Annotated in this window: 21 protein-coding genes and 2 tRNA genes; 5 read left to right on the forward strand and 18 right to left on the reverse strand. The window is 62.4% G+C overall.

The window, feature by feature from the left end; all coding sequences use genetic code 11:
* Positions 1 to 257: 257 nt before the first annotated feature.
* The 9 genes from WN982_RS20330 to def form a co-directional block, all read right to left on the reverse strand.
* A tRNA-Phe gene (locus WN982_RS20330) sits at positions 258 to 333 on the reverse strand.
* Positions 334 to 429: 96 nt separating this feature from the next.
* Positions 430 to 1,119 (reverse strand): response regulator transcription factor EsaR, encoded by a 690-nt coding sequence (gene esaR / locus WN982_RS20335; RefSeq protein ID WP_341313680.1) that lies wholly within the window; start codon positions 1,117 to 1,119, stop codon positions 430 to 432.
* On the reverse strand, positions 1,120 to 3,534 hold the full coding sequence (locus WN982_RS20340; protein WP_341313681.1) for a PAS domain-containing sensor histidine kinase: 2,415 nt from the start codon (positions 3,532 to 3,534) through the stop codon (positions 1,120 to 1,122).
* Complete coding sequence (locus WN982_RS20345; protein ID WP_341313682.1) at positions 3,524 to 4,123, reverse strand: DUF4390 domain-containing protein; 600 nt, start codon at positions 4,121 to 4,123, stop codon at positions 3,524 to 3,526. Before WN982_RS20345 ends, WN982_RS20340 begins: the two co-directional genes overlap by 11 nt.
* On the reverse strand, positions 4,120 to 5,559 hold the full coding sequence (gene rsmB / locus WN982_RS20350) for a 16S rRNA (cytosine(967)-C(5))-methyltransferase RsmB (RefSeq protein ID WP_341313683.1): 1,440 nt from the start codon (positions 5,557 to 5,559) through the stop codon (positions 4,120 to 4,122). The genes WN982_RS20345 and rsmB overlap by 4 nt, the downstream gene beginning before the upstream one ends.
* A 177-nt stretch (positions 5,560 to 5,736) precedes the next feature.
* The gene (gene htpX, locus WN982_RS20355) at positions 5,737 to 6,594 is read right to left on the reverse strand and encodes a zinc metalloprotease HtpX (RefSeq protein WP_341313684.1); all 858 of its coding nucleotides are present in this window, start codon (positions 6,592 to 6,594) and stop codon (positions 5,737 to 5,739) included.
* Between the two features lie 103 nt (positions 6,595 to 6,697).
* Positions 6,698 to 7,339: a LysE family translocator gene (locus WN982_RS20360; protein ID WP_341313685.1), complete on the reverse strand. Its 642-nt coding sequence runs from the start codon at positions 7,337 to 7,339 to the stop codon at positions 6,698 to 6,700.
* Between the two features lie 113 nt (positions 7,340 to 7,452).
* On the reverse strand, positions 7,453 to 8,439 hold the full coding sequence (fmt, locus tag WN982_RS20365; protein ID WP_341313686.1) for a methionyl-tRNA formyltransferase: 987 nt from the start codon (positions 8,437 to 8,439) through the stop codon (positions 7,453 to 7,455).
* Positions 8,440 to 8,470: 31 nt separating this feature from the next.
* A complete protein-coding gene (def, locus tag WN982_RS20370) occupies positions 8,471 to 8,974 on the reverse strand; it encodes a peptide deformylase (protein ID WP_341313687.1) in 504 nt (167 codons plus the stop codon).
* 242 nt (positions 8,975 to 9,216) lie between these two features.
* Here def and dprA point away from each other — a divergent pair, with 242 nt between their 5' ends.
* The 3 genes from dprA to WN982_RS20385 all read left to right on the forward strand — a co-directional run bounded on the left by dprA (position 9,217) and on the right by WN982_RS20385 (position 13,780).
* Positions 9,217 to 10,398, forward strand: coding sequence for a DNA-processing protein DprA (gene dprA / locus WN982_RS20375; protein ID WP_341313688.1), 1,182 nt, complete (start codon positions 9,217 to 9,219; stop codon positions 10,396 to 10,398).
* Between the two features lie 89 nt (positions 10,399 to 10,487).
* Positions 10,488 to 10,865: a thioredoxin family protein gene (locus WN982_RS20380; protein ID WP_341313689.1), complete on the forward strand. Its 378-nt coding sequence runs from the start codon at positions 10,488 to 10,490 to the stop codon at positions 10,863 to 10,865.
* Positions 10,866 to 11,116: 251 nt separating this feature from the next.
* Complete coding sequence (locus WN982_RS20385) at positions 11,117 to 13,780, forward strand: DNA topoisomerase III (protein WP_341313690.1); 2,664 nt, start codon at positions 11,117 to 11,119, stop codon at positions 13,778 to 13,780.
* A gap of 160 nt (positions 13,781 to 13,940) precedes the next feature.
* Here the strand turns inward: WN982_RS20385 and WN982_RS20390 are convergent, their stop codons facing one another.
* A complete protein-coding gene (locus WN982_RS20390; RefSeq protein ID WP_341313691.1) occupies positions 13,941 to 15,029 on the reverse strand; it encodes a LysR family transcriptional regulator in 1,089 nt (362 codons plus the stop codon).
* Between the two features lie 331 nt (positions 15,030 to 15,360).
* On the reverse strand, positions 15,361 to 17,217 hold the full coding sequence (locus WN982_RS20395) for a phosphoenolpyruvate carboxykinase (GTP) (RefSeq protein ID WP_341313692.1): 1,857 nt from the start codon (positions 17,215 to 17,217) through the stop codon (positions 15,361 to 15,363).
* Between the two features lie 383 nt (positions 17,218 to 17,600).
* Between WN982_RS20395 and WN982_RS20400 the strand changes: the two genes are divergently transcribed.
* Positions 17,601 to 18,614, forward strand: coding sequence for a D-2-hydroxyacid dehydrogenase family protein (locus WN982_RS20400; protein WP_341313693.1), 1,014 nt, complete (start codon positions 17,601 to 17,603; stop codon positions 18,612 to 18,614).
* 74 nt (positions 18,615 to 18,688) lie between these two features.
* On the opposite strand, the gene WN982_RS20405 is transcribed toward WN982_RS20400, so the two are convergent.
* Both WN982_RS20405 and WN982_RS20410 read right to left on the reverse strand, forming a co-directional pair.
* Entirely contained in the window at positions 18,689 to 19,564 is an 876-nt protein-coding gene (locus WN982_RS20405) for a patatin-like phospholipase family protein (protein WP_341313694.1), read from the reverse strand.
* A gap of 49 nt (positions 19,565 to 19,613) precedes the next feature.
* Positions 19,614 to 20,018, reverse strand: coding sequence for a PaaI family thioesterase (locus WN982_RS20410; protein WP_341313695.1), 405 nt, complete (start codon positions 20,016 to 20,018; stop codon positions 19,614 to 19,616).
* A 200-nt stretch (positions 20,019 to 20,218) separates the two neighbouring features.
* Here WN982_RS20410 and WN982_RS20415 point away from each other — a divergent pair.
* Positions 20,219 to 20,294: transfer RNA gene (locus WN982_RS20415), tRNA-Lys, on the forward strand.
* Positions 20,295 to 20,612: 318 nt separating this feature from the next.
* Here the strand turns inward: WN982_RS20415 and WN982_RS20420 are convergent.
* The 5 genes from WN982_RS20420 to WN982_RS20440 are packed head-to-tail and all read right to left on the reverse strand — an operon-like array spanning position 20,613 to position 25,764.
* The gene (locus tag WN982_RS20420) at positions 20,613 to 21,365 is read right to left on the reverse strand and encodes an inositol monophosphatase family protein (protein ID WP_341313696.1); all 753 of its coding nucleotides are present in this window, start codon (positions 21,363 to 21,365) and stop codon (positions 20,613 to 20,615) included.
* Positions 21,366 to 21,386: 21 nt separating this feature from the next.
* Positions 21,387 to 22,346 (reverse strand): LacI family DNA-binding transcriptional regulator, encoded by a 960-nt coding sequence (locus WN982_RS20425; protein ID WP_341313697.1) that lies wholly within the window; start codon positions 22,344 to 22,346, stop codon positions 21,387 to 21,389.
* Positions 22,347 to 22,365: 19 nt separating this feature from the next.
* Positions 22,366 to 23,886 carry a glycerophosphodiester phosphodiesterase family protein gene (locus tag WN982_RS20430; protein ID WP_341313698.1) on the reverse strand — a complete coding sequence of 507 codons (1,521 nt, stop codon included), beginning with the start codon at positions 23,884 to 23,886 and terminating at the stop codon, positions 22,366 to 22,368.
* Positions 23,876 to 24,934 carry an ABC transporter ATP-binding protein gene (locus tag WN982_RS20435; RefSeq protein WP_341313699.1) on the reverse strand — a complete coding sequence of 353 codons (1,059 nt, stop codon included), beginning with the start codon at positions 24,932 to 24,934 and terminating at the stop codon, positions 23,876 to 23,878. The genes WN982_RS20430 and WN982_RS20435 overlap by 11 nt, the downstream gene beginning before the upstream one ends.
* Positions 24,931 to 25,764, reverse strand: a complete 834-nt coding sequence (locus WN982_RS20440) for a carbohydrate ABC transporter permease (protein WP_341313700.1) — start codon at positions 25,762 to 25,764, stop codon at positions 24,931 to 24,933. The genes WN982_RS20435 and WN982_RS20440 overlap by 4 nt, the downstream gene beginning before the upstream one ends.
* Position 25,765 lies beyond the last annotated feature (1 nt).

The raw sequence follows: 25,765 nt of genomic DNA on the forward strand, positions 1-25,765 counted from the left end.
TCTGCCGGAGACTGGCCGTTTGCAACCAGGATGCCTCACAAGGCCAGCGCCGGAAACACGAAAGGACTTGTCTGGCGCGGCGGCACTCAGGCACCACACTCGGCACCACACTCGCGTGCAAGTCCTTGAACTGTCGCGATTTTATCACGCGACGCCGAGCGTGCCGCACTCGCATCGTGCGCACAAGCCGGAACCGACGAATGCCCGTCAGAAAAGGAAAAGCCCCAGGAATCTTGCGATTTCCTGGGGCTGAATCCTGGTGGCCTGGGACGGAATCGAACCATCGACACGCGGATTTTCAATCCGCTGCTCTACCAACTGAGCTACCGGGCCAACGAAGAACGAGATGATATCAAAGGGTCAGCAGCACGGCAAGCCCCTTCTCGAAAAAATCTGCCGGTGCAATATCTGCGCGCATGGCGCGGCCGTTCACTCCCCTTTGTTCTTGCCGAGATCGACGCCGAGCTGCTTGAGCTTGCGATACAGGTGCGTGCGCTCCAAACCGGTCTTCTCCGCAACGCGCGTCATACTGCCGTTCTCACGTGCGAGGTGATATTCGAAGTACGCGCGCTCGAAAGCATCACGTGCATCGCGCAGCGGGATATCGAACGAGATCGACGCCGTTTGCGCAGCCAATGCGCCGCTGCCGATGCCGTCCGACGACAGCATCGGCAACGCCGCCGCTGAAGCCACTGCCGACGCATTGGTCGGCACGACCGGCTTGGCTGCCACGCCGCCCGGCGCACTTGCTGCATTGCCACGCGCCAGCCCTTGCTCGACCGCCTTCAACAGCTTCTGCAACGCGATCGGTTTCTCGAGAAAATTGAGCGCGCCGATCTTGGTCGCTTCGACCGCCGTATCGATGGTTGCGTGGCCGGACATCATGATCACCGGCATGGTCAGTTGCCCTTGCGCGGCCCACTCCTTGAGCAAGGTCACGCCGTCGGTATCGGGCATCCAGATGTCGAGCAATACCAGATCGGGCGCCTGGCGCAAACGGAAATCGCGCGCCTCCTGCGCGTTTTCCGCGGCCTCCACGACATGCCCCTCGTCGCTCAGGATCTCCGAGAGCAATTCCCGGATGCCCATTTCATCATCTACCACCAGGATGGTTGCCATTTACGCTGCCCTTGTCTGCACTGTTGCTTTTGTCGTTCCCTGCGACACACTGCTGTGCGCCGCCCGCGGCCCCGCTTCAGGTGCCGCAGCATCGTCTGCCAGTTGAAGGAAGAGGATCGAGATCTGCGCGCCTTCGATCACATCGCCCGCTTTCATGCGGTTGCGAATGTCGATCCGCGCGCCGTGTTCGTCGACGATCTTCTTGACCATCGCAAGACCGAGACCCGTACCTTTGGCCTTGGTCGTCACGTAAGGTTCGAATGCACGTGTCAGGATACGCGTAGGGAAGCCCGGTCCGTTATCCGACACCGTCAGACGCACCGCGACGCGTACTTTGCCTTCCGCGTCGGGGTCTCCGTATTCTACTGTCCTCGTCTCGAGCAACACACGTGGTTGCTCAACGTCGGCCACTGCATCCTGCGCGTTCTGCAGCAGGTTGTGAATCACCTGACGCAATTGCGTCGCGTCGCCGCGAATCACCGGAAGCTCCGCGAGTTCCACTTGAATCGCGCTCTTGCCTTCCTCGATACCGTACAACGTGAGCACTTCGCTGACCAGATCGTTCAGTTGCAGATGCGCGAGCACCGCCGGCGGCGTACGCGCATAGTCGCGGAAATTGTCGACCATCTGCTTCATCGCCGCGACCTGGTTCACGATCGTGGTCGCGCCACGCTTGAGCACGTCGGCGTCCGACGGCGACAGCTTGTCGGCGAGCTTCATCTGCAAGCGCTCAGCCGAGAGCTGGATCGGCGTGAGCGGATTCTTGATCTCATGCGCGAGCCGCCGCGCGACTTCGCCCCACGCGATCGAACGCTGCGCCGAGATCACGTCGGAGATGTCGTCGAACACGACGACGTAGCCCGAGGTCTGCATGTCTTCGGCGTCGCGCTCGGTGGCGGACACGAGGCGCGCGCCGCGCACCAGCAAGGTGAGCGGCTCGGTTTCGTCGGGCACCTGCACCGAGAATTGCTGCTGCCAATGGCCGCGGTCGTCGTGACCGTCGCCGCTTGCCGCTTCACGATCGGCAAAGGCCTTGCGCACCATGCCGCCGAATTCGCTCAACACGCCGATCTGTTCGAGCGCCGAACCCAACACCTCCTGGAACGGTTGACGGAAGATCCGCTCGGCGCCGCGGTTCGCGGTGGTGAGGCGGAACTGCCGGTCGAATACGAACACGCCCGCGGTCAGGTTCGCGAGAATGCTTTCGAGATATGCCTTCGAATGCTCGAGCGCGATGCGGTTGTTCTCGACCGCCGCGCGTGCTTCGGAAAGCTGCCGCGTCATCGCGTTGAACGACTGCGTGAGGAAGCCCAGTTCGTCGCGCGACTTGATTTCGCGCTTCGGCGTGTAGTCGCCCTCGGTCACTTCCTTGGTGCCCTGCGCGAGCAGGAACAACGGCCGCGCAAGCTGATTGCCGAGCGCGAGCGCCAGCATCATCGCGATGAAGGTCGCGAGGAACAGCGCAAGCGTCAGTGTGCCGATGTACATCTTGCGCAAGCCGGTGCGGCCCAGCGCCTTCTCCTGGTACTCGCGATACGCGCGCTGCACCGCATCGGCATTGCGTGCGAGCGACGGCGAGACCGGCTGCGTCAGTTGCAGGAAGCGTTCGGTGGGCTGTAACAGCGACGCGTTCGAATCCGGAATGCGCTGCACGACGCGCAGCCGCAATGCGCCCTTGCTGCCATGCGCGTGCGGATCGCCGTCCACTTCGCCTTCGATCGCCGCATAGCCACGTCCGCGCGCCTGGTCGATCATCAGCGGTGTGGGCAAATCGTTCGGCACCAGCGTCGCGAAATTGCCGGATGCCTGCGCGACCACATGCATATCCGGCGTCGCGCCCGACATGCTGCGCGTAGGTTCGACGATCGTCGCGTCCTGCACGCCGAACTGATCGCGCAAGCGCAAGAGCGTGAGCGTCGTGCCGGCCGCATCCGCGCTCGCCAGCTGCTCGGACATCAAACGGCCCTTGGTCTGCAGATCCGACAGCGACGCGTCGAGCATGCCGCGGCCGAGGTTCAGCCCCGAGGTCAGTGCGGTTTCAACGTTCACGTCAAACCACGATTCGATACTGCGCGACACGAACTGATACGACACGACGTAAATGATCCCGCCCGGCACCACGCCGACCAGCGCCATGAAGAACGCGAGTTTCGCGAGCAGCCGCGTGCCGAATTTGCCCTTGCGAAGCCGGGCAATGATGATGATGACGAGCGTCGCCACCACCAGCAAAAAGATCATCGCAACGGCGAGATTGGCTGCATACAGCCACTGGTAATAACGGTCGAAGAATTCGGTGTTCGCGCTCGCGGCCGCGAGCAGCACGAGCAGCAGCACGGCCGTCACGGCGACCGTAGTCACCAGCACGCGCACGACGATGCTGCTGACACTGGTGGCGCGGCGCACTCTATTTAGCACGTTCGGTCACCGTGAAGGTAAAGCGCTTCCATTCAGATGAGAGATTCCAGTCGCGGTTGTTCACAGCGTCGATCTGGAACGGCTTGGGCATCAGCGCGATGTCGAGTTGCATGCGCACGGAGGCGTTGTAAGTCTCGCCGGTATGCACCTGATTGCGGTCGATCACATGCCACGAGGTGACGTGCTTGATCACCGCGAGTGCGTCTTTGAGCGTAGTGAAGCCGAGCTGCAAACCGCCCGACGACACGCTCGACACGCGGTACTCACGCGTGAGCGGCTGGAACGACAGGCGGATGCTCTGCGACACGCTCACCGGCTGCTCGTCGAACCAGTACCAGCGCGGCCGGCTCAGTTCGAAATCGGTCGTGAAGTAAAGCGGAATGCCTTTATTGACAGCGTCTTCGAGGTTGCTGTTCAGATCGAAGTCAAAGCGCGCGTCGAGGTTCCAGCCGGTACCGTCGGATTGCAGCGACGCACGCTGCACCGCGATCGAGTCAGCGTGCGCCACGCCCGGTGCGGCAAGCCATACGGCCAGCGCGATCCAGAGCACGGCTGCGAGCCGAAGCGGGAAGAAGCGTTTGATGGTCACCGTTTCTGAAAGCGCGCGTAGAAAAATCCGTCGTGGTCTGAGTTCGAGCCGGCGCCATCTTCAGCGGCATGTCCGGCATAGGAATCGGCCGATGTGTCGGCGGGCGCGCGGGAAACTGTGGGTAAAAGTTGCCCCGGCGCGTCCAATCGTACCGCATCCTGGTACTTGTCTCCAAACCACTGTGCCTGCAACTCGCCTTCTTCGGGGAAGATCGAACACGTAACGTAGAGCAACTCGCCGCCCGGCTTCACGAGCGGCCACAGCGCGTCGAGAATGCGGCGCTGTTCGGCGACCAGCGCGGGAATATCGGACGCGCGACGCAGCCAGCGAATATCCGGATGACGCCGCACGATGCCCGATGCGGAACACGGCACGTCGGCAAGAATACGGTCGAAGGGCTGGTCGATGTCGTCATGCCATTTTGACGGCTGGCCCGCATCGCCGATGCGCACTTCTGCTTCGAGCTTCAGCCGCTGCAAATTTTCGCCGATGCGACGTGCGCGCGACGCGTCGCTTTCGAGCGCGATGAGCTGAAGGTTGGCGAGTTCGAGCAAATGACCGGTCTTGCCGCCCGGCGCCGCGCACGCATCGAGCACGCGCATGCCGTCGCGCACGCCGAGCAGTTGCGCCGCGAGTTGCGCGCCGGCATCCTGCACGGACACGACGCCGTCGCTGAAGCCGGGAATCCGGTCGACCGGCATCGGCGTGGTCAACTTGACCGCGTAGTCGCCGGCCTTGCTCGCGGCGATGTGACGGTCTTGCAGCACTTGAAGATACGCGTCGACTGTCGAGTGGCGTGCGTTCACGCGCAGCGTCAGCGGGCCTTGCGTGTTGCCGGCGGCGAGCACCGCTTGCCACGCGTCGGGCCAGGCGCGCTTGACTGCGTCGATCCACCACGCCGGGTAATTCCAGCGCGCCACTTCGTCGGCCTGCAATGCGCTCAGCAGCGTCTCACGCTCGCGTAGGAAATTGCGCAGCACGGCGTTGACGAGCCCCTTCGCGAACGCGAATTCACGACGTGCGGCGATTGCGCTGACGGCCTGATCGACGACGGTGAACGGCGCGTAAGCGGCACTCGCTTCATCGTCGACGAGCAAGGCCAGCGCGCACGCGAGCACGTGACCGACGTGCGGCGGCGGCGCCTTCTTCACCAGCTTCGCGATCAGCCATTCGGCGGTCGCCAGACGCCGCATCGTGCGGTACGCGATGTCCTGCACGGCGCCGCGCGCAGCGGCGGCGCTGCCCTCAGGCGCTGACACGAACACGGATTGCAGGGCGGCCGGCAAGGCGGCGCCGAGGCGCACGGCGCCGACGGCCTGGCCCGCGCAATCGAGCGCAAAACCAAGCGATTCGGGCGCGAGATGCAGCATCGACAGACGTGATTCGCGCGGACGCGCCGATTGGGAAGCAGAACGCGAAGAAGGCTTTGGAGTCATGAAAGAGGCAAAGGCAGGCCGCGCGGTGCGCGCGACACAAACAACACATTGTAGCGTGGCGCGGCTTGGGGCTTCTGCGGCAGGGCCGCGGCCGCCACGCGCGATCCTCGCGGGTCGAATAAAAAAGGCGAGCCCGCTGACTCGCCTTTCATCACACAACGTTAGCGCCGCGCGCCGTTATTCGAAGCGCCCGGTGCGCGCCATTTCCATCAACCGGGCGATCCGTTCCTCGGTGGCCGGGTGCGTCGAAAACAGATTCGCGATGCCGCCGCCCGACAGCGGATTCATGATCATCATCTGAGCGGTGGCCGGATGCTGCTCGGCTGTCGGAAACGGAATGCCGCTTGCATAGCGATGAATCTTGTCGAGCGCCGACGCGAGCGCCTGCGGGTCGCCGGAAATCTGCGCGCCGCCGCGGTCCGCTTCGAATTCACGCGCGCGCGAAATCGCCATCTGGATCAGGGCGCCGGCGATCGGCGCGAGCAACGCGACGGCAATGCTCGCGATCGGATTCGACGGACGGCCGTTTTCATCGCGGCCACCGAAGAACATCGCAAAGTTCGCCAGCGCGGAAATGGCGCCGGCCATGGTTGCCGAGACGGTCGAAATCAGGATGTCGCGGTGCTTCACGTGCGCCAGTTCGTGTGCCATCACGCCGCGCATTTCGCGCTCGGACAGCACCCGTAGGATGCCGGTGGTCGCGGCAACCGCCGCGTGCTCCGGATTGCGGCCGGTGGCGAACGCGTTTGGCGCGTCTTCGTTGATCAGGTAGACGCGCGGCATCGGCAGGCCGGCACGCGTGGAAAGCTCGCGCACCATCCGGTAGAACTGCGGCGCGCTGGCTTCGTCGACTTCCTGCGCGTTGTACATGCGCAGGACCATCTTGTCCGAGAACCAGTACGAGAAGAAATTCATTCCAAGGGCGATCACGAGCGCGATCGTCATGCCGCGCGACCCGCCGATCATCCCGCCGATCACGATGAAAAGGGCCGTGATCGCGGCCATCAACATCGCGGTTTTGACCCAATTAAACATGTCTGCTACTCCTTGCCCGAGCGCGGGTTCATATCTGCGCCGCGTCATCGCGGCGACTGATTGTAAGCGAAATGTTAGATATGGGCGCGCAGGGAAAATTCAATCATCTCGATGCGGTGGCGAGCTTGATGCCCAAGCCGACGAATGCGCTACCGACGCCGCGATCCAGCCACTTCTTCACCGACGGCTTGCCGGAAAAGCGCCGCGTCACACTGCCCGCGATCCACGCGACAAAACTGTTCCAGATCATGCTCATCACGACGAACACCACGCCGAGCGTGAGGAAGGCGAGCGCTTTGTGGTCGCTGCCGGTCGTCACGAACTGCGGGAAAAACGACACGAAAAACAGCACCACTTTCGGATTCAGCACGTTGGTCCAGAAGCCTTGCAGGAACAACTGACGCAGCGATTTCGGCGCACCCGCAGCACGTGCTTCGCCAGCCGCTGCGTCTGCCGCTGGTTTCGCGAAAATCAACCGCACGCCCAGATAGATCAGATAAATAGCGCCGACAAACTTGATGACGGTGAACGCGGTGGCCGACGCGGCCAGCAGCGCCGTCAAACCGAACGCGCAGGCAAGCGAATGAACGCAGCAACCGGCGGAGATACCAAGCGCGGACATCAGGCCCGCGCCACGGCCCTGCGCGACGCTGCGCCCGACGATATAGGCCGTATCCGGCCCGGGCGTCACGTTCAGCAGAAAGACGGCGACGACAAAAAACTCGAAATGGGTGATGCCGAACATGGGAATCCTCGAAAACTGGGCTGTTGCATGGAGGATTCTAACGCGCCGCAGGGCTGCGGCGGGGGTGTTGAACATCGGCCGAACGGACAATGTTCAGGGCATGTGGACGGCTGTTATTGCCCTTCGGGAAGCTGGAAACGCTGCCCCGCGGCCAGCGTCGCGCCGGCCAGGAATTCGCGCACCGGCAAGCGCTTGCCGCCAGGTTTCTGCAATTGCGTGAGACGCAGCGCGCCTTCTCCGCAGGCCACGACCACGCCTTCGGGCGAAACATCGGTGATCGTGCCGGGCGCGCTGTTGCCTTGCGTCTCTACGGGAGCCGCCGCCCAGATCTTCGCTGACGTGCCGTCGTCCAGCGTGGCCACGCCGCCGGGAAACGGGTCGAATGCGCGCACCTGGCGCGCGAGAACGTCGGCCGGCTTGCGCCAGTCGAGCGCGGCCTCATGTTTGCCGATCTTTTCCGCGTACGTCGCGCCTTCGGCCGGTTGCGGGGTTGCCGGCAGCTTGCCGTTGCGCTCGAGCTCGATCAACGCGTCGACGATCAGCTTCGCGCCGTCTTGCGCAAGCCGGTCGTGCAAGGTGGCCGTGGTGTCGTCTTCGGAGATCGACGTGCGCGCTTCGGAGATCATCGCGCCGGTGTCGAGGCCGACATCCATTTGCATCAGCGTGATGCCTGTTTCCGCGTCACCCGCTTCGATCGCCCGATGGATCGGCGCGGCGCCGCGCCAGCGCGGCAACAACGATGCGTGAATGTTGATACAGCCATACGGCGGGATATCCAGCACTTCCTGCGGCAGGATCAGGCCATAAGCGGCCACCACCATCACGTCGTGCGGTGTAGCGCACAGCAGGTCGATGGCGGCGGCGGCTTCGGCCGGAAATTTGCCGGCGCGGCGCAGCGAAGGCGGCTGCGCGACAGCGAGCCCATGCTCCTGCGCATAGCGCTTCACCGGGCTCGCCTGCAATTTCATCCCGCGTCCGGCGGGCCGGTCGGGCTGGGTCAGCACGAGCGGCACCGAAAAACCGGCGCTGTGGATCGCGGCCAGCGCGGCCGCGGCGAACTCCGGTGTACCGGCAAAGATGACGCGCAACGAATGACTCATGAACGAGGGAAGTAGGCGAGGTGGACGCGTATTACATCGCGTGGGCGAGCTTCTTCATCTTGCTCTTGATACGCGTCTGCTTCAGCGACGACAGGTACTCGACGAACACGCGGCCTATCAGGTGATCCATTTCGTGCTGGATGCAGACCGCGAGCAAGCCTTCGCAGTCCATCTCGAAGGTTTCGCCCTTCTCGTTCAGCGCCCGCACGCGCACTTTCTCGGCGCGCTCGACGTTGTCGTAAATGCCAGGCACCGAAAGACAGCCTTCTTCCGAAAGCTTCCTCTCGTCGCTCGACCAGATGATTTCCGGGTTGATGAAGGCGAGCAGTTCGTCGTGCGCGTCCGACACGTCGATCACGACCACGCGCTCGTGCACGTCCACCTGGGTCGCGGCGAGACCGACGCCGGGCGCGGCGTACATCGTTTCGGCCATGTCGGCGACAAGCCGGCGGATGCGGTCGTTGACCACTTCGACCGGCTTCGCGATCTTGTGCAGCCGTTTGTCCGGGTAATTGATGATGTTCAGTAAAGCCATGATCTTGAAGTCGATTTGAGGCGCCGCTGACCGGTGGAAGGTTCGCGTTGGCCATTCGGCCAGGTTGTGAGCCCGTCGCGTTACGCAGAGGATAGATGGTGTCGAACCGGTTCGATTCAACGCGCTACTTGCGCTAGACAACGAGCCCGCGCGGGTGGGCGCGGCGCTGCGGTTATTTCGGATGATGAAAATTTTAGCATGGCGCCCGCCTGCCCGCTGGCCCTGTACGAGGATCGACCGCAATGCACACCTTGCCCGCAACGGATATTGAACTCGCCGCCTGGTTGCGGCTGTCGCTCGCGCCGGGGCTGAAACCCGCCGCGCTGCGCTTGCTTCTGAGCGCTTTTGGACTGCCGGAAGCGATCTTTGAGCAATCGCCCGAGGCGCTCGCCGGCATCGCCGGCGAGGCTGCGGCGCGCGCCGTGCTGGCCCCGACCAGTCCCGAATTTGACGCGCAGTTCGCTACGGTGATTGCGTGGCGCGAGCTGCCCGGCAACCATCTGGTCGCGCTCGACGACCCCGCCTATCCGCCAACACTGCTGACCATGCCCGATCCGCCACCGCTGCTATATATAAAGGGTCGGCTGGATCTGCTGCATACGAGGGCGATCGCCGTGGTGGGCAGCCGCAGCGCCACGCCGCAAGGTGTCGAGGACGCGGAGCGTTTTGCGCGTGAGCTTTCAGTGGCGGGCGTGACGATCGTGTCGGGGCTGGCACTGGGCATCGACGGCGCCGCGCATCGCGGCGGTCTGGAAGGCGCCGGCGGCACGGTAGCGGTCATCGGCACCGGCGCGGACCTCGTGTACCCATCGGCGCATCACGCCCTGGCTCGGCAGATCGCGGTACAAGGGGCGATTGTCTCGGAATGGCCGCTCGGCACGCCTGCGCGTGCCGCCAATTTTCCGCAGCGTAACCGGCTGATTGCCGGCCTCGTTAGCGGCGTTCTGATTGTCGAGGCAGCAATGCGCTCAGGCTCGCTGATCACCGCGCGGCTCGCCAATGAAATGGGGCGCGATATCTTTGCGTTGCCGGGGTCGGTCCATGCGCCGCTATCGCGTGGCTGTCATCGGATGATCAAACAAGGTGCCAAGCTGGTCGAAACGCCCGATGAGGTGCTCGAGGAACTCGGCTTCGCCAAACCGTCGGCGGCTGCGTCCGCTTGCGCATCGCCAGTGCCGCGCGACGGTGAGGTTCGGGCGGATTCGGCACCGGCGGCGGCATCCGCAGTAGCCTCGTCAGCGATCACGGCAGAAGGTCAGCGACTGCTCGCCGCGCTCGGCCACGCGCCAACCACACTTGAAATTCTTGCCACCCGCACCGAGATGGAGGGCGCAGTATTACAAAACACGCTGCTGCAACTCGAACTCGCTGGCCGACTGACCGTCCTGCCTGGCGGCCGCTTCATGCGGGCAAGCCACGGCTAACCCTGCATTGACCAAGGTTGACCACGACTCGTGATCGGCCATGCTACATTCGCGCCAAAGCACCTGACAAAAGTACGCAAGGAACCACCATGCCCGCGCTGAATCTCGACACCGACCAAGACCGGATCGCCGAGCGCGTCAACGAACCCGAGACGCTGTTCGTTGCCTGCTTGTGCGCGGAGTGGTGCGGAACCTGCCGTGACTATCGGGAAGCTTTCGACCGGCTGGCGGACAAGCACCCGGACATCTGTTTCGCATGGATCGACATTGAAACCCACGCCGACCGCTTCGACGACCTGGACGTCGAGAATTTCCCGACCATCCTGATCGAGGACTCGGTAACGACACGTTTTTTTGGCACGGTTTTACCGCAGGCTGCGATTGTCGAGCGGATGCTGGCCGACCTGACTGCCGTGCCCGGCATCAGCGGGGCGCCAAAACTGCGGCCCGCGCTGGCGGTCGCCTGAAGCGTAGCTGCCAGCCCCGCAGCCTTGCGGCACGGGCGTTGCGGGCTGTGCACAGTGCACTTGCCGGCGCTTCTTCAAGCGCTGGGCACAACATTATATTGGTCCGCTTTTTTATGGCACTTGACGCGCCGCTCTCGCGCCGTGTGCTATAAAGCGGTCGTTATTGGGTCACAAAGGTCACAAACGAGGGTCGCGCTAAAGAAAGCGCACTCAAGGCCACCAACCCGAATCTACCAACCTCACATCGAGTCATGTCCAAAGCACTGATCATCGCCGAAAAGCCTTCCGTCGCGAACGACATCGCGCGCGCTTTGGGCGGTTTTACCAAGCATGACGAATACTACGAAAGCGACGACTACGTCCTTTCCTCGGCAGTCGGCCATCTGCTGGAAATCGCCGCGCCCGAAGATTATGAAGTCAAGCGCGGCAAGTGGAGTTTCGCCAATCTGCCCGTCATTCCGCCACATTTCGACCTCAACCCGATCGCAAAAAGCGAGTCGCGCCTGAAGGTGCTGACCAAGCTGCTCAAGCGCAAAGACGTCGACCGGCTCATCAACGCATGTGACGCGGGGCGCGAGGGCGAGCTGATTTTCCGCCTGATCGCGCAGCACGCAAAAGCCAGGCAACCGGTTCAACGCCTGTGGTTGCAATCCATGACGGCGGGCGCCATTCGCGACGGCTTTGCCAGTCTGCGCAGCGACGAAGAAATGCAACCGCTCGCCGATGCGGCGCGTTGCCGCTCAGAAGCGGACTGGCTGGTCGGCATCAACGGCACGCGCGCGATGACCGCGTTCAACAGCAAGGGCGGCGGTTTCTTCCTGACCACGGTCGGGCGGGTGCAGACGCCGACACTGTCGATCGTCGTCGAGCGTGAAGAGAAAATTCGCCGCTTCGTGCCGCGCGATTACTGGGAAGTGAAGGCGGAGTTCGTCTGCGCAGCCGGCTTCTATGAAGGCCGCTGGTTCGATCCGAAATTCAAGCGCGACGAGTTCGATCCGGAAAAACGCGACTCGCGACTGTGGGCGCTGCCCGCCGCCGAAACCATCGTCGCCGCCTGCCGCGGGCAAATCGGCACAGTAACCGAAGAATCGAAGCCGTCCACACAACTGTCGCCGGCGTTGTTCGATCTGACCAGCTTGCAGCGCGAGGCCAACGGCCGCTTCGGCTTCTCGGCCAAAAACACGCTCGGTCTCGCTCAGGCTCTGTACGAGAAGCACAAGGTGCTGACCTATCCCCGGACCGACGCACGCGCGTTGCCGGAAGACTATATGGATACGGTCAAGCAAACGCTCGGCATGCTCAAGGAGAGCAATAACTATCTGCCGTTTGCCAAGCAGGTGCTCGACAAGGGCTGGGTGAAGCCGAACAAGCGCATCTTCGATAATTCGAAGATCAGCGATCACTTCGCAATCATCCCGACGCTGCAGGCGCCGAAGAATCTGTCCGAACCGGAACAGAAGCTCTACGACCTGGTCGTGAAGCGCTTCCTGTCGGTGTTCTTCCCGGCCGCTGAATACCGGGTGACGACGCGGATCACGGAAGTGGTCGGCCACCATTTCAAGACTGAAGGCAAGGTGCTGGTCGAACCGGGCTGGTTGCAGATCTACGGCCGTGAAATCAGCGGCGAAGACGCGAACCTCGTGCCGGTGCAAAAGGACGAGAAGGTCAAGACCGACAAGATCGCCGCGCAGCAACTGGTGACGAAACCACCCGCACGCTACAACGAAGCGACCTTGCTGTCGGCAATGGAAGGCGCGGGCAAGCTCGTCGAGGACGACGAACTGCGCGAAGCCATGGCAGCCAAGGGTCTGGGCACGCCGGCCACACGCGCCGCCATCATCGAAGGGCTGCTCGGTGAAAAGTATCTGATTCGCGAGGGCCGCGATCTGATTCCGACCGCCAAGGCGTTCCAGCTGATGACGCTGTTGCGCGGCCTCGGCGTGAAGGAATTGACCGCACCGGAACTGACCGGCGAGTGGGAATACAAGCTCTCGCAGATGGAGCGCGGCAACCTGCCGCGCGACGCGTTCATGCAGGAGATCGCGCGCATGACGCAGACTATCGTCAAGCGCGCGAAGGAATACGATTCCGACACGATCCCGGGCGATTACGCGACGTTGCAGACGCCGTGTCCGAATTGCGGCGGTCAGGTGAAGGAAAACTACCGGCGCTTTGCGTGCTCGAAGTGCGAGTTCTCGATTTCGAAAATTCCGGGCGGACGTCAGTTCGAAATTCCGGAAGTCGAAGAGTTGTTGCAGAACAAGACGATCGGACCGCTGTCCGGTTTCCGCAGCAAGATGGGCCGGCCGTTCTCGGCAATCCTGAAGCTCTCGCTCGACGACGAGATCAAGAACTACAAGCTCGAGTTCGACTTCGGTCAGGATTCGGGCGGCGAAGATGGCGAACCGCCTGACTTCTCCGACCAGCAGCCGGTCGGCGCATGCCCGAAATGCAAGGGTCGCGTGTTCGAGCACGGCATGAGCTATGTCTGCGAAAACTCGGTCGCAAGTCCGAAGACGTGCGACTTCCGCTCGGGCAAGGTGATCTTGCAGCAGGAAATCGCCCGCGAGCAGATGGCGAAACTGTTGGAAGAAGGACGCACCGACCTGCTGACGAACTTCAAATCGTCGCGCACCGGCCGTAACTTCAAGGCGTTCCTCGTCAAGCAGAACGACGGCAAGATCGGCTTCGAGTTCGAGAAGAAGGAGCCGTCGGCGAAAACCGCTGCGAAGACTGCGGCGGCGAAGTCGGCAGCCAGCGCGGCGCCGGAACCGGATGACGAAGAAGCGGCAGTCGCTGTGAAGGCGGCGCCGGCGGCCAAAAAGGCGGCAGCGAAGAAAGCACCCGCCACCAAGACCGCGGCGGCCAAGAAGGCGCCCGCTAAAAAAGCAGTAGCGCGCAAGACCGGTTCGTAATTGGAGCCGGCGGCCGGGAGGTCACTCGCGTCCGGCCAGCTTCGCGCTTGCGATAAAAAAGGCGCAGTCACATGAAGTGACTGCGCCTTTTTATTTGCCTACCAGACTGCGCTTACCACCGCGCTCCCCGGCTAGTACGTGAGCTCACCTCAAGCTCAGTTCACAGCGGCGACAAAGCCGTCGGCCGCGAGCGATTCGATGTCCTCGGCACGGGCGACAACTCGCTGTCGAGGAGACGTGACAGCGGCTCAGCGCCGTCGAACGCTTCCGGCGGGGTGATCTCGGCGGAATCCAAAGCGGTCGCCGTGGCAGGCCGCACAAGGCCATCCTTGATCCACTGCTCACCGAGCAGGCTGTTCGGCGTCTGGCTGAAATGCTCGACCAGGTGATCGATGAACGTGCGCACCTTCGCCGGCAAGTGGCGGCGGCTCGGATACGCAATGTTGATCTCCACCTGCGGCAAACGGTAATCGCCGAGCAGACGCACGAGCCTGCCGCGCGTCATGTCGCGCCCGATCAGATAGCTCGGCAGAATCGCGATGCCCATGCCGAGCAGCGCAAACTGCCGCAGCATTTCCGTGTTGTTCGCCACGATCACGTTCGACGGACGCACCCGCACCTCGCCTTCCGGCCCCGTGAACACGCGCTCGTCGCCCCAATACTCGGACGGCAAGCTCAGGCACGGGTGCTCGAGCAGGTGCTCAGGACGTGTGGGCATGCCGTGCTTTTCCAGATACGCAGGCGTCGCGCACACCGTCATGCAACCGGTGGTCAAACGCCGCGTGACAATGCTCGCGCTGCGCATCTGCCGCGCGATAACGACGCCGACGTCGAAACCTTCTTCGACCAGATCGACCTGCCGATCCACCAGCGTGACATCGGGAATGACTTTCGGATAACGCTCCGCATAGGTCTGGAGCACCGGCGCCAAGTTATGCAACCCGAACACGACCGGTGCGACTATCCGCAACGTGCCAACGGGTTCGTGATTTCGCGCGACCACCATTTGCTCGACGTCTTCCAATTCGTCGAGAATCTGGCGCGCACGCTCAAGATAAACCTGGCCTGATTCGGTCAGCGACAAGCTGCGGGTTGTGCGATTGAGCAGCCGCGTGCCAAGGCGGCCTTCGAGATCGGCAACGTGGCGGGTCGCGACTGCGTTGGAAATATCCATCGCGCTTGCAGCGCGGGCAAAACTGCCGAGATCCGCCACTTTGACGAAAACTCGCATCGACTGCAAATGATCCATAGGACTACTCCTGCCGTGTTACAGCTTCCTGAAAAGCAGTGAAGCGAACTTGGAATTCTCCTACGACTCGCGAAATCATGCAGAAGTTGCCCGTCAAAGCGGAAATATTGCCAATATTTGTGCCACTGTGTTCCCCAGTGTGGGGCATGAACGCTCATTGTTCCCGAAAGAGAAACAATCTGCTGCACTGCAGCTTGCACTGTCTTTTTTGTTCGAACAGATGCAACGGTCGCGCGGGCATTGCTGAATCAGCAAATGTGTTATGGGGTCGAATCAGAAAACAAAAAACCGCCCGAAGGCGGCTTTCCGTTCGAAGTGAATACTCACATGATCAGACCGCGAGTTTTCCTTCCAAGGCTGCTTTGGCCTGAGTCAGAGCCGGTGGCAACCCATGCTGCAGTGTGTCAAACAACTCGGCATGCAGAGCGAGTTCATCGCGCCAGGCAGCGTCGTCCACCGAGATCACCTGCTGGAATTGCTCGCGGCTGAAATCGAGCCCGCTCCAATCGAGGTCTTCATAGTGCGGCGACACGCCAAATGCATGTTCCTCGCCTTGCGCCGAGCCTTCAATGCGGCCGACCATCCAGCTCAACACACGCATGTTCTCGCCGAAACCCGGCCAGACGAACTTGCCGTCCGCGCCCTTGCGGAACCAGTTCACGCAGAAGATTTTCGGCAGCTTCGCGTTCAATTTCTCGAGGCGCTCGCCGGTTTTGAGCCAGTGACCGAAGTAGTCGCTCATGTTGTAGCCGCAGAACGGCAGCATGGCAAACGGGTCGCGGCGCACCACGCCCTGCTGGCCGGCGGCAGCGGCGGTCGTTTCCGAGCCCATGGTCGCGGCCATGTAGACGCCTTCGACCCAGTTACGCGCCTCGGTGACGAGCGGCACCGTGGTCGAACGGCGGCCACCGAAGATGAACGCGTCGATCGCGACGCCCGCCGGGTTCTCCCACTCAGCATCGATCGACGGACATTGCGAGGCCGGCGCCGTGAAGCGCGCGTTCGGGTGCGCCGCCTTGCGTCCGCTTTCTTTCGCGATCGCCGGCGTCCAGTCCTTGCGCTGCCAGTCGATCAGGTGTGCGGGCGGCTCGTCGGTCATGCCTTCCCACCAGACATCGCCGTCGTCGGTCAGCGCAACGTTCGTGAAGATGACGTTTTCCTTCAGCGTGGCCATTGCATTGAAGTTGGTCTTCTCGCTGGTGCCCGGCGCGACGCCGAAATAGCCCGCTTCCGGATTGATCGCGTACAGGCGGCCGTCCTTGCCCGGCTTGATCCATGCAATGTCGTCGCCGATTGTCGAGATTTTCCAGCCGTTCAGGCCTTTCGGCGGAATCAGCATCGCGAAGTTGGTCTTGCCGCAGGCCGACGGAAACGCGGCGGCGACGTGGTGCTTGCGCCCTTCCGGCGACGTCACGCCGAGAATCAGCATGTGTTCGGCGAGCCAGCCTTCGTCGCGGCCCATGGTCGACGCAATGCGCAGCGCAAAGCACTTCTTGCCGAGCAGCGCGTTGCCGCCGTAGCCTGAACCGTAGCTCCAGATTTCACGCGATTCGGGGAAGTGAACGATGTATTTGGTGTCGTTGCACGGCCACGGCACGTCATTAGCACCCGTAGCGAGCGGCGCGCCGACCGAATGCACGCACGGCACGAACTCGCCGTCGGCACCCAGCACGTCGTACACCTTGCGGCCCATGCGCGTCATGATGCGCATGTTGGTCACCACGTACGGGCTATCGGTCAACTCGACGCCGATGTGAGCAATCGGCGAACCGAGCGGTCCCATCGAGAACGGCACGACGTACATCGTGCGGCCGCGCATGGCGCCGTCGAACAGGCCGTCGAGCGTCGAACGCATTTCGGCTGGGGCGATCCAGTTGTTCGTTGGCCCGGCGTCTTCACGACGCTGCGAGCAGATAAAGGTGCGGTCTTCAACACGAGCCACGTCCGACGGATCGGACCACGCCAGATACGAATTCGGACGTTTGGCGGGATTGAGTTTCCTGAGGGTGCCGGCTTCGACCATCTGCGCGCACAGGCGGTCGTACTCCTCCTGCGAACCGTCGCACCAGACAACCTGATCCGGCTTGGTCAACGCCGCGACGCGCTCGACCCACTCGACCAGTTTTCGGTGTTTGACCCATGCGGGCACCTCGAAGGTGGGCTGTCCTTCGAATGAGGGATGATTCATCGACCTGTCTCCGTTTTGATAGCAATAGAAAAACGGTACAAGCCCAGCGACGCTGCATGCGAGAGGCGTTCAATCCATCACGTCGGCATTCCTACGACTCGACGCGCAATTCGATTGTGCAGGTCATCGTGGGCTACACACAGCCCGTTGCGCGGAGGCGTCCGCCGACAGCCTTCTGAAACCGTCTGTAAAGCGGCTTGCCTCAACACCCAACAAACTGTTAAAAACGATGTCAATCGGCGTTGCCGTGGTGCTGCTGTTCTTCGCGGCAGCTTCTACTGTAAAGCATCCATCCAGACCAACGTGTGACCTGGGTCACATGATGGGACAGCCAGCATAACACTCCGTTCCGCACCGCCATGGTGCGCCGCAAGACACATACCATGAAGATTGCCATCCTCGACGATTACCAGGACGCCGTTCGCAAGCTCGACTGCTTTCAATTGCTGGCCGACCATGAGGTCAAGGTTTTCAACAACACTGTCCGTGGTTTGGGCCAGTTGGCGAGCCGTCTTTCCGAAGTCGACGCGCTGGTCCTGATTCGCGAACGTACCCGCATCAACTCGCAACTGCTCGACAAGTTGCCGCGTTTGCGCATGATCAGCCAAACCGGCAAGGTGTCGAGCCATATCGACCTGCCGGCGTGTACCGAGCGCGGCATCGCCGTGCTGGAAGGCAGCGGCTCGCCGTTCGCGCCGGCCGAATTGACGTGGGCACTCATCATGGCTGCCCAACGGCGGATTCCGCAATACGTAGCAAACCTTAAGCAAGGTGCCTGGCAACAGTCGGGTTTGAAAACGTCGGCACTGCCGCCGAACTTCGGTTTGGGTCAGGTATTGCGCGGCCAGACGCTGGGGATTTGGGGCTATGGCAAGATCGGGCGGCTGGTTGCCGGATACGGCAAGGCGTTCGGCATGAACGTGCTGATCTGGGGCCGCGAACATTCGCGCGAAGCGGCGCGCGTCGACGGCTTCGGCGTCGCCGAAAGCCGCGAAGCGTTGTTCGAGCAGAGCGATGTGCTATCGCTGCACCTGCGTTTGCATGACGACACGCGCGGCATTGTCAAGCAGGAAGATCTGATGCGGATGAAGCCGACCGCGTTGCTCGTGAACACGAGCCGGGCCGAACTGCTCGACGAAAACGCGCTGGTGAGCGCGCTGTCGCGCAACCGTCCGGGGATGGTCGCGATCGACGTCTACGAAAGCGAGCCGATTCTGCAGGGCTACAGCCTGCTGCGGATGGAAAACGTGATCTGCACGCCGCACATCGGCTATGTCGAGCGCGAGAGCTACGAGTCGTACTTCACCGCGGCGTTCAAGAACATTCTGGCTTTCGACGCCGGCGATACGGCCAGCGTGGCGAATCCGGAAGCGTTGCAGGGCGGTCGGCGGCGTTAAACGCGGGCTTGAGGCTCGGCGCGCGGAGGCGCTCAACGAAAAGAAACTCCGAAGCGAAACCGCGCCGCCGCTGCTCAGCGCGCTTCGTGCGCGGCGGCTTCCCACAGATCCGGCATGCGTTCCAGGAAGATCTCGCCGTCGGCGCGGCCGAGGTTATACGCGTGCACCATCTGCGAAGGGCTCGTGTAATCCCAGCTTGAAATCGGCACCTTGCGCGACGGCTGCACGTAGAGCCGTTGCTGCACGCCATGCGGCACGACGAACATCTGCGGACGCGGATAGAGACGCGTGACCATCACCAGCACGTTGCCTGGCGCGTCGGCATCGAGCGCGCCGACCGGCACGTTATCGACCATCCCGCCATCCAGCACCGGCCGGCCGTTGCGGCGTAGAACCGGCGTGAACGGCGGCGTACTCGACGATTGCAGAATCAGATCCGCGAGGTCCTCGACAGTCGCGCAATCCTGCGCGCGCACGAATTCCGGATGGAAACCGAGCGTCTGACCAAGCGTCGGATGCAGCGTCTTGCGCACGTACTTTTCGATGTTGTACGCGATCAGCCCCGCGGCGACCGCGCTGCGCGCGCCGAGCCAGCGCGGCAGATGCGACACGCCGATGCGGATTTCCGGCGCCTGTGCGAGCGTCGAGAACTTGTCGCCATAGATGTCGAGCAGAGCCTGCCGGTAGATGCGGTAATGCGGAAACACCGATTCGCCGCGCAGCAGGTTGCCCCAGTACGCGTTGCGGGTGTTGTGACGCAGCGCGTCTTGGTAATAGCGCATCACCCAGTCGGAATCGCGCGTGTAGAGCATGCACGCGGTGGCGGCGCCGGCCGAAATGCCGGCGATGACGCGCGGACGGATATGCAGCTCCGGCTGCACGACGTCCCAGAATCCCGCCTGCCACCAGCAGCGATTGCCGCCACCGGCGAATACGACCTGATCGAACATCTTGGCTTTTTCCTCTAATGCGGCGTGCGGAGTGTCGTTTTAAGTCGATTTAGTCGAGTAGCGCGTAGGTCGTGGTGGCGTGGACGGCCATGTTGCCGGTTTCATCGAACAACTCGACTTCGCCGAACACCAGATTACGGCCCATGCGCAACACGCGCGCGGTGATCAGCACATCGCCCTTACGGACCGAGCGCATGAAACTGATGTTGAGAGAGACCGTGCTCATCGGCTTGAAGCCGCCGAGCGCGGCTGAAATCGCGACGATCATCGCTGTGTCGGCGGCCGCCATGAACACCTGACCGCAGATCACGCCACCCGAATGACGCAGTTCGCCGGAAAACGGCAGGCGCAGCGTCGCGCGCTCTTCGTCGACCTTGACCGGAGTCAGCATGAGCGTACGTACCCAAGGCGCCAAGATGCGGTCGAGCAGCTCGAGAATCGCTTTGTCATCCATGTCTGTCCCCGGTCGATCGTCGCGCGACGATTCGCGCGGTATGGTGTCGCGACATGATACCGGGACGGCGAGCTCAACGTCTTTCTGGCGAGGACCGGCCTGCTGGGAGGACCCGTGGTGGCCGCCACAAATATTTTTAAGAAAGTTGCGAAAGGGACTTGGCAATCTCGGAAAGTTACTGCATAATTTCGCTTCTGTTTGGGGCGTTAGCTCAGTTGGTAGAGCAGCGGACTCTTAATCCGTAGGTCGAGTGTTCGAGTCACTCACGCCCCACCACCGAATTTAGCAGTAGGAAATCAAGCACTTGCGAGCGATCGCGGTGCTTTTTTTTCGTCTGTAGCCCGCGTGCGCAGGCGTCAAAAACTGGCCTTTGCCGGAAATCTGCCGGAACGGAAAAAATCGGCCAACAACAAGAACCTGTTAGCGTTCAAACACTCCTGGCGCAGCCCCGGGTCCGGTAGGCACTTCGGCCTATGGTTGGACTTCCCTCGGAACGGTAGACAGATTCCAGCCTCACGCCGAGGCAAATTCAAAGGCTTCAGGACCGCCGTCGAGCGTGCAGACGCAAGCGCGCTCGTGGTCACTCAAAAGAATTTACGGCAGCAAATCCACCAGCCCCGGCAGCCCTGCGCGAATCGCGTAGCCGTTATCGACCGGCTTCAGGTCCAACCGCAGCCCGGCCTCGCGCACAATCACCACGCCCGCCATCACATCCCACGCGTTGATATGCGCCTCGACGTAGCCATCGAACCGGCCTGCCGCGACATATGCAAGACCGAGCGCAGCCGACCCGAGACGACGATGCTCGATGCCCTTCAGGTAAAGCTGTTCGATGGTACTCAGGTACGTCGACAACGCCGTACGCGCCGAATAGCCGATATTCACAAGCCCTGCCCCGGCCTGCAGCTTGCGGCCTTGCAGACGCGCCTCGTTCAGGTAAGCCCCTTCGCCCTTGCAGGCATGAAACAGCTCGTCGTTGACCGGATCGAAGATCACACCGAGCACCGGCTCGTCGGCGACAACGTAGGCAATCGACACGCACCAGTGCCGGTGCTGGCGCAGATAGTTGCTGGTCCCATCGATCGGATCAACGATCCACATGCCGGCCTGGCCTTCGGTACGTCCTGTTTCCTCGCCAAGAAACCCGTCTTCCGGAAACTGCGTGGTCAGCACGTCGCGGATCAGCCGCTCGGTTGCCCGGTCAGCCTCGCTGACGAAGTCCTGCGGCCCCTTCTCGACGATTACGAGATCGTCGCGCTTCAGTCGTTCCTGAAACGACAGCGCGAGCGCACCGGCGTCCCGCGCAAGCTGCCTGGCCACCGCCAGGCGCTGATGTAATGAATCCATGGATAACGTTCGGAGAGTGGGTCACTGGCGCACGATCAGTTGCACGTCGATCGTCTCGGTCTGCGCGTCGCGCTCCGGGTGATCGATACGCCGTTTTAGCAGACCGACGGCGGCATCCGCCAGCTCGCGCGTCGATTGCCGGACCGTGGTGAGCTGGTAGCCGAGCCAACTGGCCTGGGGAATGTCGTCGAAGCCCGCGATGCGCAGTTTCCGGAACCGCGCGGCGCTCAGCTTCTGCCGGAGATGGTCGATCAGTCCGAGCGCAAGGTAATCGTTGGTACAGAACACGCCATCCGGCAGGGCCTCGGCCTCGAGCAGTTCGCGTGCCGCCATGCCACCGCCCTGGTAGTGATGCCGAGGCACGTGGACCCGCGAGGTCCGCATACCTAGCGCCGCGGCCTGCTTCACGAACAGCCGCTCACGCGTCTGGATGCTGTAGGAACCATCTTCCGCAGCAACAACCGCAACATGCCGGCAGTCGGCCTGACGGAAGAAATCCGCAAGCAGTGAGATGCCCTTCGCGTTGTCGCACAACACGCGGTCGACCATGGGAGGCTGATCCGCCTTGTTGATCAGAACCACCGGCACCTCGTGGTGAATGCACCTCCGGTAGATCTCGGCGGGCGGTGTATCGGACGTAATGATGACGCCCGATACCGCATAGCGCATCAGCATGTCGATCACCTGCGCACTGTCGCGGCCTTCCGCGGTCGGGATCAGCAACGGGCGGAACTGCTGCTCGAGCAGTGCCTCGCTGAGGTCCTTCAGTTGCAGGGCGCGAAACGGGTTGTCGATATCGGCCACCACCAGGCCAACCAGATCGGAACGCTGCATGTTCAGGCCACGCGCGAGATGGTTCACGCGATAGCCGAGCGTATCCGCCGCCTTGAGCACCTTCCGCCGCGTTTCCTCCGACACGTAGCCGCTATTGGAAAAGGTCCGCGACACCGCGGAACGGGAAACCCCCGCCGCTTCCGCCACTTCCTGGGCTGTTACCTGTTTAAGCATCCGTATTCGTACCCGTATTCGTATCTGCGGTCCGGCCCGCTTCGCTCTGCAGCCAGGCATCATAGGCGCGGCTGAACACGAACGGATCGTCAATATTCACCATATCGGGCTTCAGCGCAATCAGCGCCCGGGCATCGTCGGGGACTTCCGAGAAGAAGCGCACCATGATCCGTGCGCCCGCCGCACGCGCGCGTGCGAACTCCGACAGATCGTCGATACGGTAATCGTATTCGATAACATACGGCTTTCCGGCTGCCAGCAGCGCGTCGAGACTCGGGAAATCCTGGCGGCGGCGCATCGTGCGCGCCTGCGGATAGCCCGCTTGGATCCGGTCGATCACGGCGCTGTCTTCGCACCAGAAAAAGCAGTACGTCCATGCATCGTGCGCCGCCACTTCTTCCATGACCCGGCGCACTTCCGCCGCCTTGATTTCGACGAAGAGTCCGCCACGGTGCTTCGCAAGGGAGAGGTAATCGCCGAGCTCGCTCACGACCTCGCCCGCATAGCGTGCATGGAACCACGAACCCGCGTCGCAGTGCGTCAGTTCTTCCTGGGTGCGGTTGGCCACCGGGCCGTCAAGGTTCGTCGTGCGTGCGAGCGTGTCGTCATGAATCACGACCAGCCTCCCGTCCGAACTCGTGCGCACATCGAGCTCGACCCGCTGCGCGCCCATCCGATACGCGAGTGCCGCACCGGCCAGCGTGTTCTCGGGCGCAACGGTATTTGCGCCGCGATGGCAGACGATCTCGATCGGATTGTCCTTGCGCGGGCGGTACCCACTGATCATTTCCGGCAGATCGCTGCAGATCGCCAGGATCGGCAATTTGCGGAGCGCGGCAATCTCACGCTCACGCTCTTCGTGCCAGGCGACGATCGGCAGGTCGCGCCTGCCTGCCTCGGCCATCAGTTCGTCTGTCAGTAGTTCGTGCGGCGCATCCGACGCGCGCTCCCAGCACAGGTGGATCATGTCGGCCCCTGCGGCTTCCGCCAGCACAAACGGATCCGCCCCGACCGGCACCAGCACCGACAGCGGATACGGGCATGCCGCCTCGGCCAGCTCGGCCACCTGCGCGATATCGAACGAGCCGAGCACGGCACGGTCGAACCGCATGGCCTCGAGCAGTGCGACGACCTTGGGCCCGCTGCCCTTCGCCTTCAGTTCGACATACAGGCCGCACCCGGTACGTTGCGCAAGCTCGATCACTTCGCGCACGCTCGGCACGGGCTCGCCGTTATTCAGCTTGTATTTGCGCAGTTCGTCGAATGTGAATTGCGCGATTTCGACATCGACGCCCGCATGCTTGAGCAGATTGGCGTCATGACTCACCACGCAGATGCCATCGGCAGTGAGATGGACATCGATCTCCCACATGTCGGCGTTCAGGTGCGCGGCGAGCGCGAAGGCTTCGAGTGTATTCTCGAGTCGGTGGCCACTTGCGCCACGATGGGCGACACAGAGCGGCTCTGGGCGAGCCAGCGCGGCGATGGCCTGGCGGACGTGTTCACGCGACATGCAGACGGTCTCCGAGTGCATCGAAAAACAGGACGTCGTTCGCTTCGATATGCCACTGCACCGCTTCACCCGCCTTCAGCACCGCCCCGCCGGATTGCAGCGTACGAATGATGTCGCCATTGGCCAATTGCAGGTCGTACAGGATCTCGCGCCCCTGATGCTCGACAAAACTCACGGTCGCGGGATTCCCGCCCTCGGATACGAGCGTCACATGCTCGGGACGCAACCCGGCGCGCGCGGGACCCTGCGCCACCGCGCGCGTCCCGCCAAGCGCGATCCGCGCGCCGCCGCTCACGAACTGCTGCGCATCCACACTGCCGCCGATAAACGAGATCGGCGGATTGCCGAGAAAGCCGGCCACGAATTCGGTGCGCGGATTGCGATACATTTGTACCGGCGTATCGACCTGCACGATCCGGCCATGCTGCATGATTGCGATGCGATCGCACATGCTCATCGCCTCGACCTGGTCGTGCGTAACGAGAATCGCAGTGATGCCCGATTCCCGCTGGATGCGGCGGATCTCCGCGCGCATGGCCATGCGCAGGCTCGCGTCGAGGTTGGCGAGTGGTTCGTCCATCAGCAGCACATCCGGACGGCGGATAATCGCCCGCGCGAGCGACGCGCGCTGCTGTTGACCGCCCGACAGCTCGGCGGGCTTGCGGTGCAGCAGCGAGTCGATCCGCACGAGTGCAGCGATCTCGGCCACCTTGCGTTTGATCTCTCGGGGCGGTTCGCCGCGCACCTTTAGCGGAAAGCCGACGTTCTGCTCAACAGTCATGTGCGGATACAGCGCATAGGATTGGAAGGTCACGCCCACATTGCGTGTCTGCGGCGGTTCCTGCGTCACATCGCGTCCGCCGATCAGGATCTGCCCCTCGTCGGCGCGATGAATGCCGCTGACCGCGAACAGCGTGGTGGACTTGCCGCAACCCGACGGGCCGAGCAGTGCGATCATCTCGCCCTGCGCGATATCGACGTTGAGATTGTCGATGACGAGGGTTTCGCCAAAGCGCTTGGTGAGATTGAGAATCCGGATGCCACTCATCCCTTGTTCCCCCCGCTATACATGTTCATCAGTTGCTTCTGGAATACGATGAAGAGAATCATGACCGGCGCAGCGTAGAACAGTCCCACTGCCTTGAAGGTGGCCATGTCGTAGTTGTTGTCGTCAGCGATCAGGCCGGCGAGATAGACGGACAGCACCTGGGCATGATTGCCAGGTGCCAGCACCTGCGGCAGCAGATACTCGCTCCAACCTGCCAGGAACGAGAATATCGCGAGCGGCAACAGCGCCGGCCGCACCAGCGGCAGTACGATCTCACGCCAGACGCGGAAACGGCTCGCCCCATCCTGGATGGCGGCCATTTCGATTTCCCAAGGTACCTGGTCGTAGAAACCCTTGAGAATCCAGATGCCGAACGGCAGTTCGAGCGAAGCCTTGACGAGAATCACGCCCGGCAGCGTGTCATAGAGCCCGATGTACTGCAGGATCAGAAACGTTGCGATCAGCAGCGTGACGGTCGGAAACGCATGCAGCACCATCACGCCGCCAAGGAAGAAGCCGCGCAACGGGATATCCATGCGCGACAGCGTGTAGGCTGCCGCCGACGAGATAACGACTACCAGCAAGGTGGTCGTGCTCGCAAACAGCAACGTGTTCAGCGCAACTGTCCAAATATTTGGACGGCCCGGCAGGTCCTGCCACAGGAAATGCCAGTGCGCGAGCGTGAACGCGTGCGGCAGCCACTCGCCCGCACGCGTGTCGGTGAATGTATCGACCAGCAGGTACACATACATCAGCACGAGCGGCACACTCGCCAAACCAAGCAGAATGGTGACCACAAGCAGCAGCACGTTCGATGGTTTATTGCTCATC

Source organism: Paraburkholderia sp. IMGN_8 (genome assembly GCF_038050405.1).
GTDB lineage: Bacteria > Pseudomonadota > Gammaproteobacteria > Burkholderiales > Burkholderiaceae > Paraburkholderia.

Bases quoted from the DNA above. Each gene is read 5' to 3' on its own strand.
- WN982_RS20390 (WP_341313691.1), bottom strand. From the start codon at position 15,029: ATGGATCATTTGCAGTCGATGCGAGTTTTCGTCAAAGTGGCGGATCTC.
- esaR (WP_341313680.1), bottom strand. From the start codon at position 1,119: ATGGCAACCATCCTGGTGGTAGATGATGAAATGGGCATCCGGGAATTG.
- WN982_RS20410 (WP_341313695.1), bottom strand. From the start codon at position 20,018: ATGGATGACAAAGCGATTCTCGAGCTGCTCGACCGCATCTTGGCGCCT.
- WN982_RS20385 (WP_341313690.1), top strand. From the start codon at position 11,117: ATGTCCAAAGCACTGATCATCGCCGAAAAGCCTTCCGTCGCGAACGAC.
- WN982_RS20395 (WP_341313692.1), bottom strand. From the start codon at position 17,217: ATGAATCATCCCTCATTCGAAGGACAGCCCACCTTCGAGGTGCCCGCA.
- htpX (WP_341313684.1), bottom strand. From the start codon at position 6,594: ATGTTTAATTGGGTCAAAACCGCGATGTTGATGGCCGCGATCACGGCC.
- rsmB (WP_341313683.1), bottom strand. From the start codon at position 5,559: ATGACTCCAAAGCCTTCTTCGCGTTCTGCTTCCCAATCGGCGCGTCCG.
- WN982_RS20400 (WP_341313693.1), top strand. From the start codon at position 17,601: ATGAAGATTGCCATCCTCGACGATTACCAGGACGCCGTTCGCAAGCTC.
- WN982_RS20420 (WP_341313696.1), bottom strand. From the start codon at position 21,365: ATGGATTCATTACATCAGCGCCTGGCGGTGGCCAGGCAGCTTGCGCGG.
- dprA (WP_341313688.1), top strand. From the start codon at position 9,217: ATGCACACCTTGCCCGCAACGGATATTGAACTCGCCGCCTGGTTGCGG.
- WN982_RS20435 (WP_341313699.1), bottom strand. From the start codon at position 24,934: ATGAGTGGCATCCGGATTCTCAATCTCACCAAGCGCTTTGGCGAAACC.
- WN982_RS20380 (WP_341313689.1), top strand. From the start codon at position 10,488: ATGCCCGCGCTGAATCTCGACACCGACCAAGACCGGATCGCCGAGCGC.
- WN982_RS20430 (WP_341313698.1), bottom strand. From the start codon at position 23,886: ATGTCGCGTGAACACGTCCGCCAGGCCATCGCCGCGCTGGCTCGCCCA.
- WN982_RS20440 (WP_341313700.1), bottom strand. From the start codon at position 25,764: ATGAGCAATAAACCATCGAACGTGCTGCTGCTTGTGGTCACCATTCTG.
- WN982_RS20360 (WP_341313685.1), bottom strand. From the start codon at position 7,339: ATGTTCGGCATCACCCATTTCGAGTTTTTTGTCGTCGCCGTCTTTCTG.
- fmt (WP_341313686.1), bottom strand. From the start codon at position 8,439: ATGAGTCATTCGTTGCGCGTCATCTTTGCCGGTACACCGGAGTTCGCC.
- def (WP_341313687.1), bottom strand. From the start codon at position 8,974: ATGGCTTTACTGAACATCATCAATTACCCGGACAAACGGCTGCACAAG.
- WN982_RS20405 (WP_341313694.1), bottom strand. From the start codon at position 19,564: ATGTTCGATCAGGTCGTATTCGCCGGTGGCGGCAATCGCTGCTGGTGG.